The 16580-nt window shown below is 71.0% G+C and carries 13 protein-coding genes; 4 read left to right on the plus strand and 9 right to left on the minus strand.

Annotated features, from left to right (window positions below; translation table 11 throughout):
* Positions 1 to 73 precede the first annotated feature (73 nt).
* Positions 74 to 778 carry an NRDE family protein gene (locus J2Y69_RS08145; protein ID WP_310019418.1) on the minus strand — a complete coding sequence of 235 codons (705 nt, stop codon included), beginning with the start codon at positions 776 to 778 and terminating at the stop codon, positions 74 to 76.
* Positions 779 to 993: 215 nt separating this feature from the next.
* On the opposite strand from J2Y69_RS08145, the gene coaBC reads away from it, so the two are divergent.
* A complete protein-coding gene (gene coaBC, locus J2Y69_RS08150; protein WP_310019421.1) occupies positions 994 to 2232 on the plus strand; it encodes a bifunctional phosphopantothenoylcysteine decarboxylase/phosphopantothenate--cysteine ligase CoaBC in 1239 nt (412 codons plus the stop codon).
* Between the two features lie 549 nt (positions 2233 to 2781).
* Complete coding sequence (locus J2Y69_RS08155; protein ID WP_310019423.1) at positions 2782 to 4962, plus strand: ATP-dependent Clp protease ATP-binding subunit; 2181 nt, start codon at positions 2782 to 2784, stop codon at positions 4960 to 4962.
* A 217-nt stretch (positions 4963 to 5179) separates the two neighbouring features.
* On the opposite strand, the gene J2Y69_RS08160 is transcribed toward J2Y69_RS08155, so the two are convergent.
* The 3 genes from J2Y69_RS08160 to J2Y69_RS08170 all read right to left on the minus strand — a co-directional run bounded on the left by J2Y69_RS08160 (position 5180) and on the right by J2Y69_RS08170 (position 9291).
* A complete protein-coding gene (locus tag J2Y69_RS08160; protein ID WP_310019425.1) occupies positions 5180 to 6697 on the minus strand; it encodes an APC family permease in 1518 nt (505 codons plus the stop codon).
* 38 nt (positions 6698 to 6735) lie between these two features.
* Positions 6736 to 8619: a hypothetical protein gene (locus tag J2Y69_RS08165; protein WP_310019427.1), complete on the minus strand. Its 1884-nt coding sequence runs from the start codon at positions 8617 to 8619 to the stop codon at positions 6736 to 6738.
* Between the two features lie 81 nt (positions 8620 to 8700).
* Positions 8701 to 9291, minus strand: coding sequence for a nitroreductase family protein (locus tag J2Y69_RS08170; protein ID WP_310019429.1), 591 nt, complete (start codon positions 9289 to 9291; stop codon positions 8701 to 8703).
* Positions 9292 to 9491: 200 nt separating this feature from the next.
* Here J2Y69_RS08170 and J2Y69_RS08175 point away from each other — a divergent pair, with 200 nt between their 5' ends.
* A complete protein-coding gene (locus J2Y69_RS08175) occupies positions 9492 to 9845 on the plus strand; it encodes a hypothetical protein (RefSeq protein ID WP_310019432.1) in 354 nt (117 codons plus the stop codon).
* Between the two features lie 60 nt (positions 9846 to 9905).
* Here the strand turns inward: J2Y69_RS08175 and J2Y69_RS08180 are convergent, their stop codons facing one another.
* The 5 genes from J2Y69_RS08180 to J2Y69_RS08200 all read right to left on the minus strand — a co-directional run bounded on the left by J2Y69_RS08180 (position 9906) and on the right by J2Y69_RS08200 (position 15542).
* Complete coding sequence (locus tag J2Y69_RS08180; RefSeq protein ID WP_310019719.1) at positions 9906 to 10979, minus strand: ABC transporter permease; 1074 nt, start codon at positions 10977 to 10979, stop codon at positions 9906 to 9908.
* Positions 10980 to 11017: 38 nt separating this feature from the next.
* Positions 11018 to 11914 carry an ABC transporter ATP-binding protein gene (locus J2Y69_RS08185; protein WP_310019434.1) on the minus strand — a complete coding sequence of 299 codons (897 nt, stop codon included), beginning with the start codon at positions 11912 to 11914 and terminating at the stop codon, positions 11018 to 11020.
* Positions 11915 to 12192: 278 nt separating this feature from the next.
* Positions 12193 to 13371 (minus strand): benzoate/H(+) symporter BenE family transporter, encoded by a 1179-nt coding sequence (locus J2Y69_RS08190; RefSeq protein ID WP_310019436.1) that lies wholly within the window; start codon positions 13369 to 13371, stop codon positions 12193 to 12195.
* A gap of 66 nt (positions 13372 to 13437) precedes the next feature.
* Positions 13438 to 14271, minus strand: a complete 834-nt coding sequence (locus J2Y69_RS08195; RefSeq protein ID WP_310019438.1) for a response regulator transcription factor — start codon at positions 14269 to 14271, stop codon at positions 13438 to 13440.
* Positions 14268 to 15542 (minus strand): sensor histidine kinase, encoded by a 1275-nt coding sequence (locus J2Y69_RS08200; RefSeq protein WP_310019440.1) that lies wholly within the window; start codon positions 15540 to 15542, stop codon positions 14268 to 14270. Before J2Y69_RS08200 ends, J2Y69_RS08195 begins: the two co-directional genes overlap by 4 nt.
* A 584-nt stretch (positions 15543 to 16126) precedes the next feature.
* On the opposite strand from J2Y69_RS08200, the gene J2Y69_RS08205 reads away from it, so the two are divergent.
* The gene (locus tag J2Y69_RS08205) at positions 16127 to 16579 is read left to right on the plus strand and encodes a VOC family protein (RefSeq protein WP_310019721.1); all 453 of its coding nucleotides are present in this window, start codon (positions 16127 to 16129) and stop codon (positions 16577 to 16579) included.
* The last annotated feature ends 1 nt before the right edge of the window (position 16580 follow it).

Here is a 16580-nt window from a genome sequence, read left to right on the forward strand (position 1 = left end):
GGGCACAGAGGGTGGCCGCAGAAAGCGGGCGCAGGAGGCGAGGCCCGCCCGGGCGGGGAGCCCTAAGGCCGGATCAGGAGAGCCAGTGGCCGGGGCGGGGCAGGGTCTCGTCGCGGATCTCGATGCCGTCGGAGGAGACGTCGGCGAGGCAGAAGAGCAGCGACTGCGTCGGGTAGCCGTGCGGACGGTTGTCGCGGATGATCGCGCGATCATCCGCGGGGTCGAGCTCGGCGGTCTCGGCGAGGAGGTCCAGCCAGGCTCCCGGCCACGGGGCATCCCCGCCGACCCGCTCGCGGAACGCGGGGAGCCAGCGGGCGATCCGCGCGGTGTCGGGATCGTCCAGGTCGTCGTGCGCGATCATGTGGACGCCGGGCGGGACCGCGGTCTCGCGTAGCGTCGAGCCGTCCCAGGACAGCACGCGCGCGCCGGTCGGCGTGACCTCCAGCAGGTTGAAGCCGTGCGTGCGGAGGGCGCCGTCCGCCGTCGACGGAGAGCGACCAGCGACGGATTCGAGCACGATCCCGCCGCGGGAGAGCACCTGATCCTCGGGGAGGCCCAGAACGTCGGCACGATTCAGGAGGACGGCCAGGCGTCGGGTCTCGGGGTCGGCCGCGAGCCAGGCGCCGCCGGCCCGTCGATCGCGGATCCCGATCACGCGGGGATGCTGCTCGGGCCACCACGGGCCGAGCGCGTCCCACTCCCGCATCGGATCCTCGTCCCGGACCGCGAGCAGCCGCGACGAGCCTCCTGCGCCGACCTCGATGACAACAGTGCACACGCCGGCAAGTCTAGGTCGGGCGCGATGCCTCGGGCCGCCCGCGCGGGAGGCGGGTGCGGGGGAGACGGGGCCGGAGACGAGAGCAGCGGCGATGGGACGGCGACCGGAGGCAGCGGCGACGGAAGCGGCGGAAGAAGGCGGCAGGGACGACGGCCGGCGCGAGCGGGTCGGATCCCGGAGCGCCGATGCGGGCGGCCGTCGGGCAGAATCGAGGGGTGGACATCGTCGTGGGAGTCTCCGGAGGCATCGCCGCATACAAGACGGTCCAGGCGGTGCGCCTGCTGGTCAAGGCGGGGCACGCTGTCACCGTGGTCCCGACCGAGGACGCGCTGCGCTTCGTCGGCGCGCCGACCTGGGAGGCGATCAGCCGCCACCCCGTCACGACCAGCGTCCACGACGATGTGGCTCGCGTGCGGCATGTCGCGCTCGGGCAGGGCGCTGACCTGGTGATCGTCGCGCCGGCGACGGCGAACACGATCGCGCGGATGGCGGCCGGTATCGCGGACAACCTCCTCGGCACGACGCTCCTGGCCACCGAGGCCCCGGTCGTGATCGCCCCGGCGATGCACGCGGAGATGTGGCGTCATCCGGCCACGCAGGCCAACATCGCGACTCTCCGCGCACGCGGCGTCGTGATCGTCGGACCGGAGGACGGAGAGCTCGCCGGCGGGGACAGCGGACCGGGCCGGATGAGCGAGCCGGAGAGCATCGTCGAGCGTGCGCTCGCGGTCGTCGCCCCGCAGGATCTCGCGGGACTGCGGGTCGCCGTCTCGGCGGGCGGTACGCGGGAGCCGATCGATCCGGTGCGCTTCCTCGGGAACCGGTCGAGCGGTCGCCAGGGCGTCGCAGTGGCTCATGAGGCCGCGGACCGCGGGGCGGATGTCGTGCTGGTCGCCGCGAACGTCGGCGCCGACGTGCTGACCGCGGCGCTCCATCCTCGTATCCGCATCCGGCCCGTCGGCACCGCCGCGGAGCTCGGCGCCGCGATGAAGGAGGAGGCGGAAGTGTCGGACGTGGTGGTGATGGCCGCCGCCGTGGCCGACTACCGGCCCGCGACGGCTTCGGATCAGAAGCTGACCAAGGAGGGCGGCCGGCTGGAGCGGATCGAGCTGGTCGAGAACGAGGACGTGCTCGCGGCGCTCGCCGCATCCCGGGCCGCGGGGTCGGCGCCCGCGCGGCAGGTGCTCGTCGGGTTCGCGGCCGAGACGCTGACCGACCCGGCGGCGCGTCGCGTGCGGGCGCGCCGCAAGCGGGAGCGCAAGGGCGCTGACCTCCTCGCCGTCAATCTCGCCGATGCCGAGCACGGGTTCGAGCGCGCGGACAACGCCGTCGAGATCGTGGGACCCGACGGGACGATCGTCGCCGAGGCCGTGGGGGCCAAGCAGGATGTCGCTGCCGCCCTGTGGGACGCCGTGGCGACGCTCCGGGGTCCGGCGAGCTCCGAGGGCCAGTGATCTGAGCGAGGCGGGCTCAGGTCTCGGTCGGGGTCGGGGTCGCGGCCTGGGGCGGGGTGCGGGTGCGCGTTTGTCGGATGGATGCACCCTGATCGAACCGTATGTCCGGATCGGTCCTTCAAAGTTGGATCGGTCCTTCGGAACTGGATCGAGTTGCCGGGGGTCAGTCCGGCGAGGCGTGCACTCACGCGGTCGGATGGATGCACTTTGGTCGGATCATTCCCGCGGATCGGTCCTTCAAAGTTGGATCAAGCCTTCAAGGTTGGATGGATCCTTCGCGGTTGGAATGCGCCGACGGGGTTGGCGGGGCCGGCCCAGCAGCGCGTTTGTCGGATGGATGCACCCTGGTCGGACCGTATGTCCGGATCGGTCCTTCAAAGTTGGATCGGGCCGACAAAACCGACCCACGGCGCCGGGCGAGGAAACCGTGCCGGTGTGCGGTTCCGCCCTGGCGCTCGATCAGCCCTCCTGATAAACTTGAGCCAACAGAACTCAAGTTTGGATCGGGATCGATCCACGCAGGATCAGAAGGAGAGACCAGGAGGACGGATGACCACGCCCGCGAATGAAGACCAGCAGAGCGCCCTCGAGCAGTTCGGCATCAACCTGACCGATCGAGCGAGGCAGGGCAAGCTCGACCCCGTGATCGGCCGGGACGGCGAGATCCGGCGGGTGAGCCAGGTGCTCACACGTCGCACCAAGAACAACCCGGTGCTGATCGGCGAGCCCGGCGTCGGCAAGACGGCGGTCGTCGAGGGGCTGGCGCAGCGCATCGTCGCCGGCGACGTCGCCGAGTCGCTGAAGGGCAAGGAGCTCGTCGCGCTGGACATCTCCGCTCTCGTGGCGGGCGCCATGTACCGCGGGCAGTTCGAGGAGCGGCTGAAGAGCGTGCTCAAGGAGATCACCGAGTCCGACGGCCAGGTCATCACCTTCATCGACGAGCTGCACGTGCTCATGGGCGCAGGCGGCGGCGAGGGGTCTGTCGCGGCCTCCAACATGCTCAAGCCCATGCTCGCCCGAGGCGAGCTGCGGCTGATCGGCGCCACGACGCTCAACGAGTACCGGGAGTTCATCGAGAAGGACGCGGCGCTGGAGCGCCGGTTCCAGCAGGTCTACGTCGGCGAGCCGAGCGTCGAGGACACGATCGCGATCCTCCGCGGTCTCAAGGAGCGCTACGAGGCGCACCACAAGGTGGCGATCTCGGACGGGGCGCTGGTCGCCGCGGCCGGGCTCTCCCACCGCTACATCCCGAGCCGTCAGCTGCCGGACAAGGCGATCGACCTGATCGACGAGGCGGCCTCCCGGCTTCGGATGGAGATCGACTCGGCCCCGCTCGAGATCGATGAGCTGCGCCGTCACGTCGATCGGCTGAAGCTGGAGGAGCTGGCGCTGAAGAGGGAGAAGGACGCCGCGTCGAAGGAGCGCCTTGCGAAGCTCCGCGACGACCTCGCCTCCGAGCAGGCCCGCCTCGATGAGCTGCAGGCGCGCTGGGAGCAGGAGCGTTCGACGCTGAACCGGGTGGGCGATCTGAAGACCCGTCTCGACGCGGCGCGGATCGAGGCGGAGCGCGCGCAGCGCGAGGGGAACCTGGAGAAGGCCTCGCGCCTCCTCTACGCCGAGATCCCCGCGCTGGAGCGCGAGCTGCACGATGCCGAGCGCGCCGAGGGCGACGAGGAGCGGATGGTCGGCGACCAGGTCACCGAGGAGGACATCGCCAGTGTCATCTCCGCCTGGACGGGAATCCCCGTCGGGCGCCTGATGCAGGGCGAGACCGAGAAGCTGCTGCACCTGGAGAGCGAGCTCGGCCGACGACTCATCGGGCAGAAGGAGGCGGTGAAGGCCGTCTCCGACGCCGTCCGCCGCTCCCGCGCCGGGATCAGCGACCCCGGGCGGCCCACCGGATCCTTCCTCTTCCTGGGCCCCACCGGTGTCGGCAAGACGGAACTGGCCAAGGCGCTGGCGGAGTTCCTCTTCGACGACGAGCACGCCATGGTGCGCATCGACATGTCCGAGTACGGGGAGAAGCACTCCGTGTCACGGCTGGTCGGGGCCCCTCCCGGGTACGTCGGCTACGAGCAGGGCGGTCAGCTCACCGAGGCGGTGCGCCGCCGTCCGTACGGCGTCGTCCTGCTGGACGAGGTGGAGAAGGCGCACCCCGAGGTGTTCGACGTGCTGCTGCAGGTGCTCGACGACGGGCGCCTCACCGACGGCCAGGGGCGGACGGTCGACTTCACGAACGTCATCCTGATCCTCACCAGCAACATCGGCTCGCCGATCCTGATCGACCCGACGATGTCGCCCGACGACAAGCGGGACGCGGTGATGGCGCTCGTGCGGCAGTCGTTCCGTCCGGAGTTCCTCAACCGGCTCGACGACATCGTGATGTTCCAGGCGCTGAGCGAGGACGACCTGGCGCAGATCGTCGAGCTCGCCGTCGACCAGCTGCAGAAGCGGCTGCGCGACCGGCGGCTCACGCTGGCGGTCACCCCGGATGCGCGGTCGTGGCTGGCCGAGCGCGGGTACGACCCGGTGTTCGGTGCGCGTCCGCTGCGTCGCCTCATCCAGACCGAGGTGCAGAACCGCCTGGCCACCGCGCTGCTGTCCGGCACGGTGCGGGACGGCGACGTCGTGCGGGTCGACGTGTCCGTGGACGGATCGGGGCTCGTCCTCACCAGCACGGGCCCCGCGCCGGAGGGCGATGTGGTCATCGAGGCCGAGCTGTTGGACTGAGAGCCGGGGTCGGGGTCCGGCCTCGCCTCGGGTCCGAGCCTTGTGTCCCACTTTCCGTGGCCCGTGTCCCACTTTCTGTTGGATTGAGGGCCTATAGGCCACCGAAAGTGGGACACAGGCCGCCAGAAGTGGGACACGGCCCGCCAGAAGTGGGACACGGCCCCCCAGAAGTGGGACACGGGGCCCCCTAGCGGGACACGGGCTGGAGAACCCCCGCTCAGCGGCCGGGATCGCCGAGAGTGCGGGCCCCGGACTTCATGTCGGCGGCGAGCTCCTGACCGATGATCGAGTGCCGTCGTGAATATCCGAAGTACACGATCAGCCCGAGGGCGAGCCAGATGGCGAACCGCAGCCAGGTCTCGGTGCTGAGGTTGAGCATGAGCCAGAAGCAGGCGAGCGCCGCGATCCAGGGGAGCCACGGCGAGAACGGCACCATGAACGGGCGCTGCAGGTCGGGGCGTGTGCGACGGAGGATCGGCACGCCGATGCAGACCAGCACGAACGCCGAGAGCGTCCCGATGTTGATCATGTCGCCGAGTACCTGGACGTCGGTGAAGCCGGCGATGATCGCGATGATGACGCCGACGATCAGCTGGATCCGCACCGGGGTCCCGCGCTTCGGGTCGGTCACGCTCAGCCCGCGGGGGAGCAGCCCGTCCCGGCTCATCGCGAACACGACGCGGGCGAGGCCGAGGAGCAGCACCATCACGACGGTCGTGAGGCCGACGAGACTGCCGATCGAGATCACCTGCGCGGCCCAGGTCGCCCCGACGAGCTCGAACGCGCTCGCCAGCGACGGCGCCTCCAGTTTCGCGAGCTCGGTGTAGGAGACCATCCCGGTGATGACGATCGTGACCAGCACGTACAGCACGGTCACGATGGCGAGACCCAGCAGGATGCCTCGCGGCACGGTCCGCTTGGGGTCCTTCGCCTCCTCGGCGCTGGTCGCGACGACGTCGAAGCCGATGAAGGCGAAGAACACGAGCGCCGCGCCGCTGAGGATCCCGAACACGCCGTAGACCGAGGGCGAAGCCCCGGTCATGAACGAGAAGAGTGACTGCGTCCACGCGCTGTCGGCGGCGGGGCCGGGCCGTGCCGGCGGGACGAAGGGGGAGAAGTTCGCCGGGTTCAGGAAGAAGAAGCCGACGACGATGACGAACAGCACGATCGCGACCTTGATGATCGTGAACACCGCGTTGACCCGGCTCGACAGCCGCGTGCCGAGCGCGAGGAGCAGCGAGAAGATCGCCACGATCACCACGGGCCCCCAGTCGAACGACAGCGGGCCGATCGGGATGGTCATCGGGATCTCGAGGTCGAACAGGGACACCGAGGTGCCGAGGTAGACGCCCCAGTACTTGGCGATCACCGCCGAGGCCATCAGCATCTCGAGGATCAGGTCCCACCCGATGATCCAGGCGAGGAACTCCCCGAGCGTGGAGTAGGTGAACGTGTAGGCGGACCCGGCGACCGGGATGGACGACGCGAACTCGGCGTAGCAGAGGATCGCGAGCCCGCAGACGGTCGCGGCGATCAGGAACGACACGATCACGGCGGGGCCCGCATGATGCGCGGACGCCTCCGCCCCGACGGAGAAGATCCCCGCCCCCACGGCGACCGCCACCCCCATGACGGCCAGATCGCCCGTGCGCAGCGAGCGCCGGAGCGACCGACGTTCCTCCTGCGTCTCGGCGATCGACTGCTCGACGCTCTTCACCCTCCGAGGCATACCCATGGGCCCCGATCCTAGGGGGCGGGGGCGCAGCGGCGCGGTCATTCCGGCGGTGTCGCGGATTGCCGGAGGGGCGGGAACGCTGGGCCGCTCTCCATCGGGGGAGGGCCTTCGGCATCGGGCGGACGGAGGCGGCCGAGCGGATGAGGGTGGTCGAGCGGATGGGGGCGGCCGGGCGGATGGGGGTGGTCGAGGAGGTGGGGGTGGAAGGATCGGCTGGTCGGGGCTGGAAGGACGGCGTGGACGGTCTGCGTGATCGCACGGTAGCGGGGGCTCTCATTCCCGGACTCCTCGACGACGCCGACCCGGTTGAGCCGACGACGCCACTGAACTGCGGTGCGGTGTCGGGTGGCACTCATGGCCGCATCGACCGCGGCGGTGAGCAGGAGTCCCGAACGGGTCGGCCGGGAGGACACGGCGAGGACCGTGCACGCCAGGAGCATCGCGTAGCCGCCCCACAGCGCCGGCGAGGTCGTGTCCCCGCCCAGCAGCACCCCGGCGACGGTGAGCAGCGCGAGAACGAGGAGTACCCCCGCGCTGACGAGGAGGCGCAACCCCCACCGGGACCATCGGACGACGGCGAGGAGCGGGAGGCCGAGGAGGATCAGCGCGCCGGACACGGCGCCGGCGGGATGGGAGAAGCCGTAGGGGACGACGGACAGAGTCGAGACCGCGAGCAGGAATCCGAGGGAGGCCGCGACCCTGTCTCCCTGTCGCCGAGGCGGGGGCGGGAGGAGCGATGCTCGGCGGATCACCGCACCGGACGTTGCGGCGGGGATTCCCGCCGCGTCGAGCACGCGGACGATCAGGAGCACCAGGAGGAGGGCGAGCACGCCGAGGCCCCACCAGCCGAGGTCATCCCGTCCGGTCGAGGAGGCGAGGGACGCCACGGCGGAACCGTAGGGGATGCCGAGGACGGCGAGGGGGAGGAACGCGAAGATCGTCACGGTGAGGTATCGCCCCGGCCCGAACTCCGTCAGGGCCTCACGTGCCGCTCCGGCGGCCGCCATGGCGATCCCGGCGAGGCCGACCATGACGAGCGCGACGACGATCCCGTCGCCGTCCTCGTTCTCGGTGGTGAAGACGCCGATGGTGGCCCCGACCGCCGCGATACCGAGCAGACGCCGGGCGAACAGGGTGATCGTGCGCAGAACAGAGGGGCTGGCCAGCCGGTTCAGCCTGTCGGCTATCTGCTCGGGGATCGGCTCCAGTTGCAGTTGCTGGAGCGAGACGAGAGCCATGAGGAAGCGGATCGACTCGATGATCAGGAAGCCGGTGAGGAGACCGGCGGCGATGGAGAGCACCTGAAGGCCGGCAAGGGCGAGGGAAGCGGTGGTGATCAACGCGAAAGCCGCCGAGAGCAGGGGCAGCATGAGCTCCACGAAGGTCACCGCCTGTGCGGCGGACCGTCGGCGCAGCCATTCGAGGGCTGGATCCTCGTCTCGGAGCGGGGGCGAGACCTCGCGCGCCCGGACCGGGGAGTGCGGGCCGGGATCGAGGGCGGGCTGACTCGTGCGCAGGAGCTCGAGCTGCCGGACGGCGCCGCCGAGCGCGACGACGGAGGCGATCGCGATGGCGCCGAACCCGCCGAGGAGCCCGATGGCGATGCTCGGATCCGCCGCAGAGGCGGGGGCGGGGGCCGGCGTCGGTGCGGACGTCGGTGCCGGGGCCGGGGCGGGCGTCGACTCGGGGGGCGGGTCCGATCCGACGACGAGGCCGATCTGTTCGCCGAACAGGGTGAGTCGATGGGGGAGATCGAAGACGCGGCTGTCGGCGTCGAAGAGACTCAGCCAGAGGAACCCCATGGTGGCGGTGAGGAAGAGCGTCACCAGGGTCGCAGCGCCGAGGTCGCTTCGTCCCCGGCGGATAGCGCTGTTCGTCTGCTGTGGTGTGGGAGCGCGCAGGCTCCGTTCATGTTCCCCCATGCGGACACGGTACCGACACGGGTCCCCGGGGAACGCCCGAGCCCCCGGCCGACGGGGCGACCGGGGGCTCGGGTGGTCGAATCAGGCGCTGGCGACGATCGTCTCGTCGAGCGCGCGGCGGACGCGAGGAGCGGCCTCGCGCTCCTGAAGTGCCTCGGGGAGGAGGGCCGCGGCGTCGCCGAGGTCGCCGACGGCGATCACGGTCGTGGGGGCGAAGCGCTCGTCGAGATCGACGAGCTGGCGGATCTGGTCGGGCACGAATCCGGCCATCTGGTGCACGACGAGACCGTCGTGGTGGGCCTGCACCGAGAAGTGCGCGACGGCCTGGCCGAGGTCGTAGGCGGCGTGCGTGTAGGGCGCGCCCTCCGCGTTCGCGGTCTCGGCGATCGCGACGATCAGCACGGCGGCGTTCCCGGCCCACGCCTGGTTGAAGCCCATGAGGGCGGCCTGGATGCCGTCGTGCAGCTCGGTGCCGCGACGGGCGACGACGAAGCGCCAGGGCTGGGAGTTGTTGGCGGACGGCGACCAGCGAGCGGCCTCGAGCGCGGAGGCGAGCTTGGACTCGTCGATCGGCGTCTGCGGGTCGAAGGCGCGGGGGCTCCAGCGATCGGCGAGGACGTCGAGGACGGGGTGCTCGGTGGGGGCGGTGCGGTCGAGGACGGGAGTGCTCATTGCGGGTACGGCCTTTCGGTTCGTTCGTTTCCTCCGGACCTCTTCGTCCGCGTCCCCACCGTCAACCGATTCATGCGCATGCATATTCCCGATCGCGAAATGCGTCGCAGGATTACTCGGCCACCGGCTTCGCATGGTTCCATGGGCCGTCGGATCGATCCGACGGCATGCGGCGGGTGCGGCAGGGGAGGGGTGTGACGATGATCGAGCGCACCCGGCCCGCGCGCGCAGGGCGTCTCCGTCGTCTCGACCGGTCGGACATCGGCTTCTTCGCCTGCTTCGTCGGCCCGCTCGGCGTCGGGGTGCTGCTGAACGGCCTGGTGCGGCCCTCGCTCGCGCACGACCTCGACGGCATCAGGCATGCGCACGGGGCGTCCGTCCGCGGCAGTGACGTGTACTGGGAGTTCGACGCGGCGACGCAGGCCGCGCACCCGTTCCTCACCGGGTTCCTGGAGACCAGCGACGGGGTGGTGGGCATGTGCGCGCTCGGGCTCGTCGTCGTGCTCCTCCTCGGGCGCTGGGCGCTGCGGCGCCTTCGCTCCCGGCCCGAATGACGGATGCCGCGACCGGCAACCCGGTCGCGGCATCCGCGTGTCACGCTGGTGCGCTGCGGCTCAGCCGCGCAGCGCCTCCGCCAGCGTGACGCGCGCCCCCATGCGCAGCAGGGAGTTCTCGTAGATCTTCGCGGCGATCGCGATCGCCGCGATGCACGAGGCGATCAGGATCAGCAGCGACAGCAGCGGCTCCCACCACTGCGCGTCGCCGAGGAACAGGCGCATCGGCATCCCGACCGGCGCTGAGAACGGCACGTACGACATGATCGCCATCACCAGCGGGTTGTCGTTGAAGACGATCACCAGCACGTACGGCGCCATCACGAGCATCGTGATCGGCATCGTGGTGGAGCCGATGTCCTCCTGCCGGGAGACCATCGCGGCGGCCGCGGCGAACAGCGAGGCCAGCAGGATGAACCCGAACAGGAAGAAGATCGCGAACCACAGGATGGGAGCCCCGATCCCGCTGAGCAGGGCGTTCTGCCCGGTGACCATGAGCCCGACCACGGCTATCGCGGCGAGGGCGAGGATCTGGGCCATCGCCAGGATCGTGTTGCCGATCACCTTCCCGGCCAGCAGCGCCCTGGTCGGGATCGCCGAGATGAGGAGCTCGACGACGCGCGTCTGCTTCTCCTCGACGACGCTCTGCGCGATCGTGCCGCCGAACGTCGATGCGGCCATGAGGAACACGACGCCGAACCCGATGGCGATGAAGTAGCGCAGGGCCGCGTTGGTCTTGGACGGTTCGAGGATCTCGACCTGAGGCGTCTTCGCGAGGGACATCACGAGCGAGTTCGGCGCGTTCTCCAGCGCCACCACCTTGTATCCGAAGGTGGGGTCCGAGCTCGGCACGATGGCGGCCTCCACGGTGCCGTCGCGGACGAGCTTCTCGGCCTCCGCGGCGTCGGCCGCCTGCGTGGGCTTGAGGCTCTCGTTGCCCTGAACGGCCGCCGCCGTCTCGCTCGTCACCGCGATCGCGGTCTGGGAGGGCGCCTTGCTGGTGAAGCCGCCGATCAGCACGCCGGCGAGGGCGATCAGCAGCAGGATGCCGGTGGAGATCAGGAACGCCTTGCTGCGGAGCTTCGACGAGATCTCGCGCTCCGCGACGAGCCAGATGGCGCCGCCCGCGCTCATCGAGCCGGAGGACCGCCGTGCGGTCGGGGACGAAACGGTCACTGGATGACCTCCTTGAAGATCTGGGCGAGAGAGGGTTGCTGCGGGGCGAAGGCGCGCACGGCGCCCTGGTCGAGCGCGCTGCGCAGGATCCGCTGCGCCGTCTCGGGGGAGTCGGCGTCGAACACGGCGTTCCCGCGTTCGAAGTCGACGACGGTGACGCCCGGCTCGGTCCGGAGCCATCCGGCGTCGCCCGCCGTGGCCAGCTCGTAGCGGAGGGTGGAATGCTGCGCGCGGAGCTCCTCGCGGGATCCGGCCGCTCGCACGGTGCCGCCGGCGATGATCACGAGGTCGTCGCAGAGGCGCTCGACGACGTCGAGCTGGTGCGAGGAGAACAGGATCGACGATCCTTGTGCCGCGCGGGTCTGCAGCACGCCGGCGACCACGTCGACCGCGAGGGGGTCAAGGCCCGAGAAGGGCTCGTCCAGGATCAGGACCTCCGGGTCGTGGACGAGGGCCGCGGCGATCTGGGCGCGCTGCTGGTTTCCCAGGGAGAGCGACTCGATCTTGTCGTCGAGGCGCTCGCCGAGGCCGAGCTCCGTCAGCAGCGCGGTCGCCCGGTCGGTCGCCTCGATCTTGCCGAAGCCGTGGAGTCGCGCCAGGTAGACGACCTGCTCCAGGACCTTCATCTTCGGGTAGAGGCCGCGCTCCTCGGGCATGTACCCGAAGCGGCGGCGGTCGCCGGTGGTGACCGGCCGGCCGTCGAGCGCGACCGTCCCGCCGTCGGCGGCGAGCACGCCGAGGATGATCCGCATGGTGGTGGTCTTGCCCGCGCCGTTGCCGCCGACGAAACCGGTGAGCCGGCCGGGGGCGACCCGGAAGGAGACGTCGTCGAGCACGCGTCGGGAGCCGTAGCTCTTGGCGATGCCGGTGAGGTCGAGGAGGCCTGTGGTCATGCCTCCACGCTAGGGAGCGCCCGGCCGGCGGACATCCCCCTTGAGGCGGACCGCGCCCCTCCGTCGCCCGGGGGATCGGGGTGGGTGGGTGTGCGGGTGGGGCCCGGATGGTGGGGTGCCTTCAGGGTGACGGTGCTGCCCCGGCGTGGCACCTTCTGTGGGTTGAAGCGACCGCGAACCCGCCAGAACTGCCACGGCGGGGCAGTTCTGGCGCCGGACGAGTCCACGGCGAGACGAATCATGGCGAGACACGGGGCGAGCCCATCGCCGAGGGGCGGTCAGCGACGGCCGGCGTGGAGGACGCCGCGCACGAGGAGTCCTGCAAGCAGCGCCCAGAATGCCGCGCTGATCCCCCAGGGGGCGACGCCGGACGCGGCGACGAGGAGGGTCACGACGGCCGGGATCCGCTCGCCCGGATCGTCGATGGCCTGCTGCACGGCGGCGCCGAACGCGCCGAGCAGCGCGAGGCCCGCGACGGCGGGGATCACCGCGTCCGGAGCGAGGAGGACGAGCGTCGCGAAGGCCGCGGAGAACCCGCCGAGCACGAGGTAGGCGACGCCCGTGGAGGCGCCGGCCACCCAGCGCCGCCGTGCGTCGGGGTCCGCGTCCGGTGAGGCGGCGAGGGCTGCGCTGATGGCGGCGAGGTTGATCGCGTGACCGCCGGCGGGCGCGGCGAGCGCCGTGCCGAGCCCGGTGACCAGCATCGACGGACGCCAGGGGACCTCGTAGCCGAAGCTGCGCATGACGGCGACCCCGGGGACGTTCTGCGAGGCCATCGTCACCACGAACAGCGGCAGCGCGATCCCCACGATCCCGCCGACGGTGAAGGTCGGGGCAGTGAGTTCCACGTGCGGCAGCAGCATGCCGGGATCGACCGAGGCGCCGCCGGTCACGACGCCGATGGCGATCACGATCGTCGCCACGGCGAAGGCGACGGGGACGGCCCATCGCGGCGCGAGCCGCGCGCACACCAGCCAGGCGAGGAGGACCGGGATCACTCCCCAGGGGTTCGCGACCGCGCCCGTGACCGGCGCCAGGCAGAGCGGCAGCAGCACGCCGGCGAGCATCGCCTGGGCGATCGAGGGCGGGATCGCACCGATGAGGGCGCCGATCCGGGGGACCAGCGCGGTCAGGAGGATGAGGGCCGCGACGACCAGGAACGCGCCGACGGCCGCCGGCCAGCCACCGTCGACCGCGCCCGTCGCGAGCAGCGCGGCGCCTGGTGTGGACCACGCGGCGGTGATGGGCATCCGGTAGCGGACCGCGAGCACGATGCAGGCGACGCCCATCGCGATGCTCAGCGCCAGCAGGCCGCTCGCGGCCTGCCCGGGCGTTGCGCCGACGGCCGTCAGTCCGGTGAGGACCACGGCGAAGGAGCTCGTGAAGCCGACGAGCGCCGTGACGATGCCGGCGATGATCGGCCGCGACAACGGGGCGGGGCGGACGTCGTCGGTCATCGGGCCTCGGGATCGGTGTCGGGCGCCGGCGGGCTCCCGGACGCGAAGTGGCGGACGGAACCGAGGCTACCGCGAGGGGTGATCGGATGTGGGGTGACTGGGCACGGGGTGACTGGATGCGGGCCGATCGGATGCATCCGGCGCGGGAGAGGTCAGGCCCCGGCGATGGGCGAGGACGACAGCCTGCACCCGGTCCCGCGCTCCGAGCTTCTGCAGGACGCGGGACACATGCGTCTTCACCGTCGCCTCACCGATGAACAGCGCCGCGGCGATCTCGGCGTTGCTCCACGCCTCGGCGACGAGACGGAGCACCTCGGCCTCGCGATCGGTGAGGGGGTCGGTCAGGTCCGAGGCCGGGAGCGCGGTGACCGGGAGGGACGTGGCCGGGAGGGATGTGGCCGGGAGGGGCGCCGGTCCCGTACCGGAGGCCGACCCCGTACCGGAGGCCGGTACGGGACCGGGCGTCGCGGGGTCGGCGAACCGGCGGAGCACCCGACGGGTCACCTCGGGGGAGAGCATCCCGTCTCCGGCGGCGAGGGCCCGCACGGCGGCGATCAGCTCCTCAGGGCCGGTGTTCTTCAGGAGGAAGCCGCTGGCCCCGGCATCGAGCGCGGCGAAGAGGTAGTCGTCCCGGTCGAACGTCGTGATGATCACGATGGATGCGCCCAGTCCCGGGTCTGCGGCGATCAGCCGGGTCGCGTCCAGGCCATCCATGTCGGGCATCTGCACGTCCATGGTGATGACATCAGGACGGAGGGCGGCGGCCTTCGCGACGGCTTCCGTCCCTGTTGCGGCCTCGCCCACGACGACGATGTCGGGCTGGAGATCGAGCACCGTGCGGAACCCGGCGCGCAGCATGGCGTGATCGTCGACGAGGAGGACGCGGATGGGGTCGGTCATCGATGGGCTCCTGTGGTGGTGCCGGGGTGGCCGGCGAGCGGGACGGACACGCGGACCCGGAAGCCGCCGGTGCGCCGCGGGGTGAGCTCGATCGTGCCGCCGGAGGCGAGCGCGCGCTCGCGCATGCCTAGCTGGCCGAGCCCTGGCCGGAGCCCTGTGACGATCCGGCCGGTGTTGACCACCTCGAGCTCGACGGCGGATCCCGTGTAGCGCACGCGCACGTCGGCCAGGGCGTCCGGACCCGCGTGCCGTCGTGCGTTGGTCAGCGACTCCTGGGCGATCCGGTACAGGTTCACGGCGGTCACCGACGGGACGGCGACCGGCTCACCGATCACGGTGTAGTCGGTGGGGAGGCCCGCGGAGGAGGAGGACGCCGCGAGGGCGCCGATGTCCTCCACGGTGACGGTGGACGGGGAATCGTCGCTCTCGTTCCCCGGGGCGCGCAGGGTCTCCAGGATCCGGCGGAAGTCGTCGATCGCCTCGCGGGCGGACTCCTCGACGCCCGCCATGGTCCGCTTCGCGGCCTCGGAGTCTTGGTCGATCGTCAGTCGCGCGGCGCCCGCCTGCACGCCCATCACCGACACGTGATGGGCGACGACGTCGTGCAGCTCGCGCGCGATCCGCACCCGGTCCAGCGCCACGGCCTGGGCGGCGGTGACCTCCCGCTCGTTCTCCAGCTCCGAGGTGCGCTGCTCGAGCGCCGCCCGCTGCGCCGCGGCGTTCCAGGTGCGCTCGCCGAAGTAGTAGGCGCCGCCGAAGTAGAGGACGTTGAGCAGGATCTGCAGCATCATGTACGCGAGGAACGGGGACAGGGCGCCCGCGGCGACATCGGCCTTGTCGGCCTCGTCGATCGCATTCCGGTACATCACGATCAGCAGCCAGACGGCCATCCCGACGATGATCCCGACGCGGACCAGGAACGCGCGGCGGCGGTCGCCCATCCAGGCGCCGACGGTGTAGAGCGCGATGAACATCGAGATGTTGCCGACGTAGACCTCGGGGATGCGCAGAGTGACGCCGACGAAGTACGCCAGGGCGACGAGCACAGCGACGGTTCCGGGCCAGCGGCGGCGCAGCGCGAGCGGTGCCGCCGTGAAGAGGGTGTAGACCAGAGCGGTCCACAGGGGCGCCTGCTCGTCGCCGTAGATCTGCGCGATCGAGGACAGCGCGGCGCTGAGGATCGAGCCGACGAACATCGCGAGCGCCAGCCAGAGGTCGTTGCGGCGCTCGCCCTCGGTCGGGGTGCGCGCGAACGGCGCGATGGGCGGCATGCCACCACCGTATGCGCCCCGGTCCTCGCCCGGCATCCCCCGCACGGCGGATCGCGGGCGTGGCGGGCTGGGGGTGGGCCCCGTCCCAGTTCTCGGCGAGTGTGTCCCAGTTCTGGGCGACCGTGTCCCACTTTCTGTGGTCTCCGGGGCCCTGCGCAACAGAAAGTGGGACATGAACATTGAGGCGGGCATGGGCATGGGCATGGGCATGGAGGCGGAGCGGGCGCGGATGCGGAGGTGGGGCGCGGAGGCTAGGCCGAGCCCGTTGGGGAGCTCAGTTGGCTTGCCGCCTCGGCCTGGGGTCGCCGTGTCCCACTTCTCGGCGACTGTGTCCCAGTTCTTGTCGTTCCGGAGGCGACCTGCAACCAAAAGTGGGACACGGGCGTCGGAGGGGCGCGGGGTTGGTGCTTGCTATTGACAAGTGTTGTTGTTTTTTTGCAAGTATCAATCTGTCGGCGGGGCGAGGGGCTCCGATCCGGCGGGAGCGGTCCACAAGGACCGTCCCCGGAAAGAACGAGTCCATGAAGTGCCCGCGGACACGAGAGAGTCGACGGGCGCAGGGGCCATCCACGGACAAAGGAGCCATCGTGACCAAGATCTTCGTCAACCTGCCCACCGCCGACCTCGACCGCAGCAAGGCGTTCTACACCGCGCTCGGCTGTGACATCAACCCGCTGTTCACCGACGAGAACGCCGCGTGCATCGTCTGGAGCGACGACGTGTTCTTCATGGTCCTGACCAGGGAGTTCTTCGGGAGCTTCACGGACAAGACCGTCGTCGATCCCGCTGAGGCCGCCCAGGTGCTCGTCGCCCTCTCCCGCGACTCCCGCGAGGACGTCGACGGCGTGCTCGCCAGGGGGATCGCCGCGGGCGGGGTCGAGCCGCGGCCGGCGCAGGATCTCGGCTTCATGTACTCGCGCGACCTGGAGGACCCGGACGGCAACGTGCTCGAGTTCGTCTACATGTCCGAGCAGGCCGCCGAGCAGGGACCCGACGCCTACCTCGCCGAGCAGGGCGGCGCCCCGGCGTCCGCCTGAC

The sequence above is a fragment of the Microbacterium resistens genome, from assembly GCF_031456305.1.
GTDB lineage: Bacteria > Actinomycetota > Actinomycetes > Actinomycetales > Microbacteriaceae > Microbacterium > Microbacterium resistens_A.

Excerpts from the sequence above, each read along its gene's own strand:
- J2Y69_RS08155 (WP_310019423.1), top strand. The coding sequence starts at position 2,782 with ATGACCACGCCCGCGAATGAAGACCAGCAGAGCGCCCTCGAGCAGTTC.
- J2Y69_RS08160 (WP_310019425.1), bottom strand. The coding sequence starts at position 6,697 with ATGGGTATGCCTCGGAGGGTGAAGAGCGTCGAGCAGTCGATCGCCGAG.
- J2Y69_RS08165 (WP_310019427.1), bottom strand. The coding sequence starts at position 8,619 with ATGGGGGAACATGAACGGAGCCTGCGCGCTCCCACACCACAGCAGACG.
- J2Y69_RS08170 (WP_310019429.1), bottom strand. The coding sequence starts at position 9,291 with ATGAGCACTCCCGTCCTCGACCGCACCGCCCCCACCGAGCACCCCGTC.
- J2Y69_RS08175 (WP_310019432.1), top strand. The coding sequence starts at position 9,492 with ATGATCGAGCGCACCCGGCCCGCGCGCGCAGGGCGTCTCCGTCGTCTC.
- J2Y69_RS08180 (WP_310019719.1), bottom strand. The coding sequence starts at position 10,979 with ATGAGCGCGGGCGGCGCCATCTGGCTCGTCGCGGAGCGCGAGATCTCG.
- J2Y69_RS08185 (WP_310019434.1), bottom strand. The coding sequence starts at position 11,914 with ATGACCACAGGCCTCCTCGACCTCACCGGCATCGCCAAGAGCTACGGC.
- J2Y69_RS08190 (WP_310019436.1), bottom strand. The coding sequence starts at position 13,371 with ATGACCGACGACGTCCGCCCCGCCCCGTTGTCGCGGCCGATCATCGCC.
- J2Y69_RS08195 (WP_310019438.1), bottom strand. The coding sequence starts at position 14,271 with ATGACCGACCCCATCCGCGTCCTCCTCGTCGACGATCACGCCATGCTG.
- J2Y69_RS08200 (WP_310019440.1), bottom strand. The coding sequence starts at position 15,542 with ATGCCGCCCATCGCGCCGTTCGCGCGCACCCCGACCGAGGGCGAGCGC.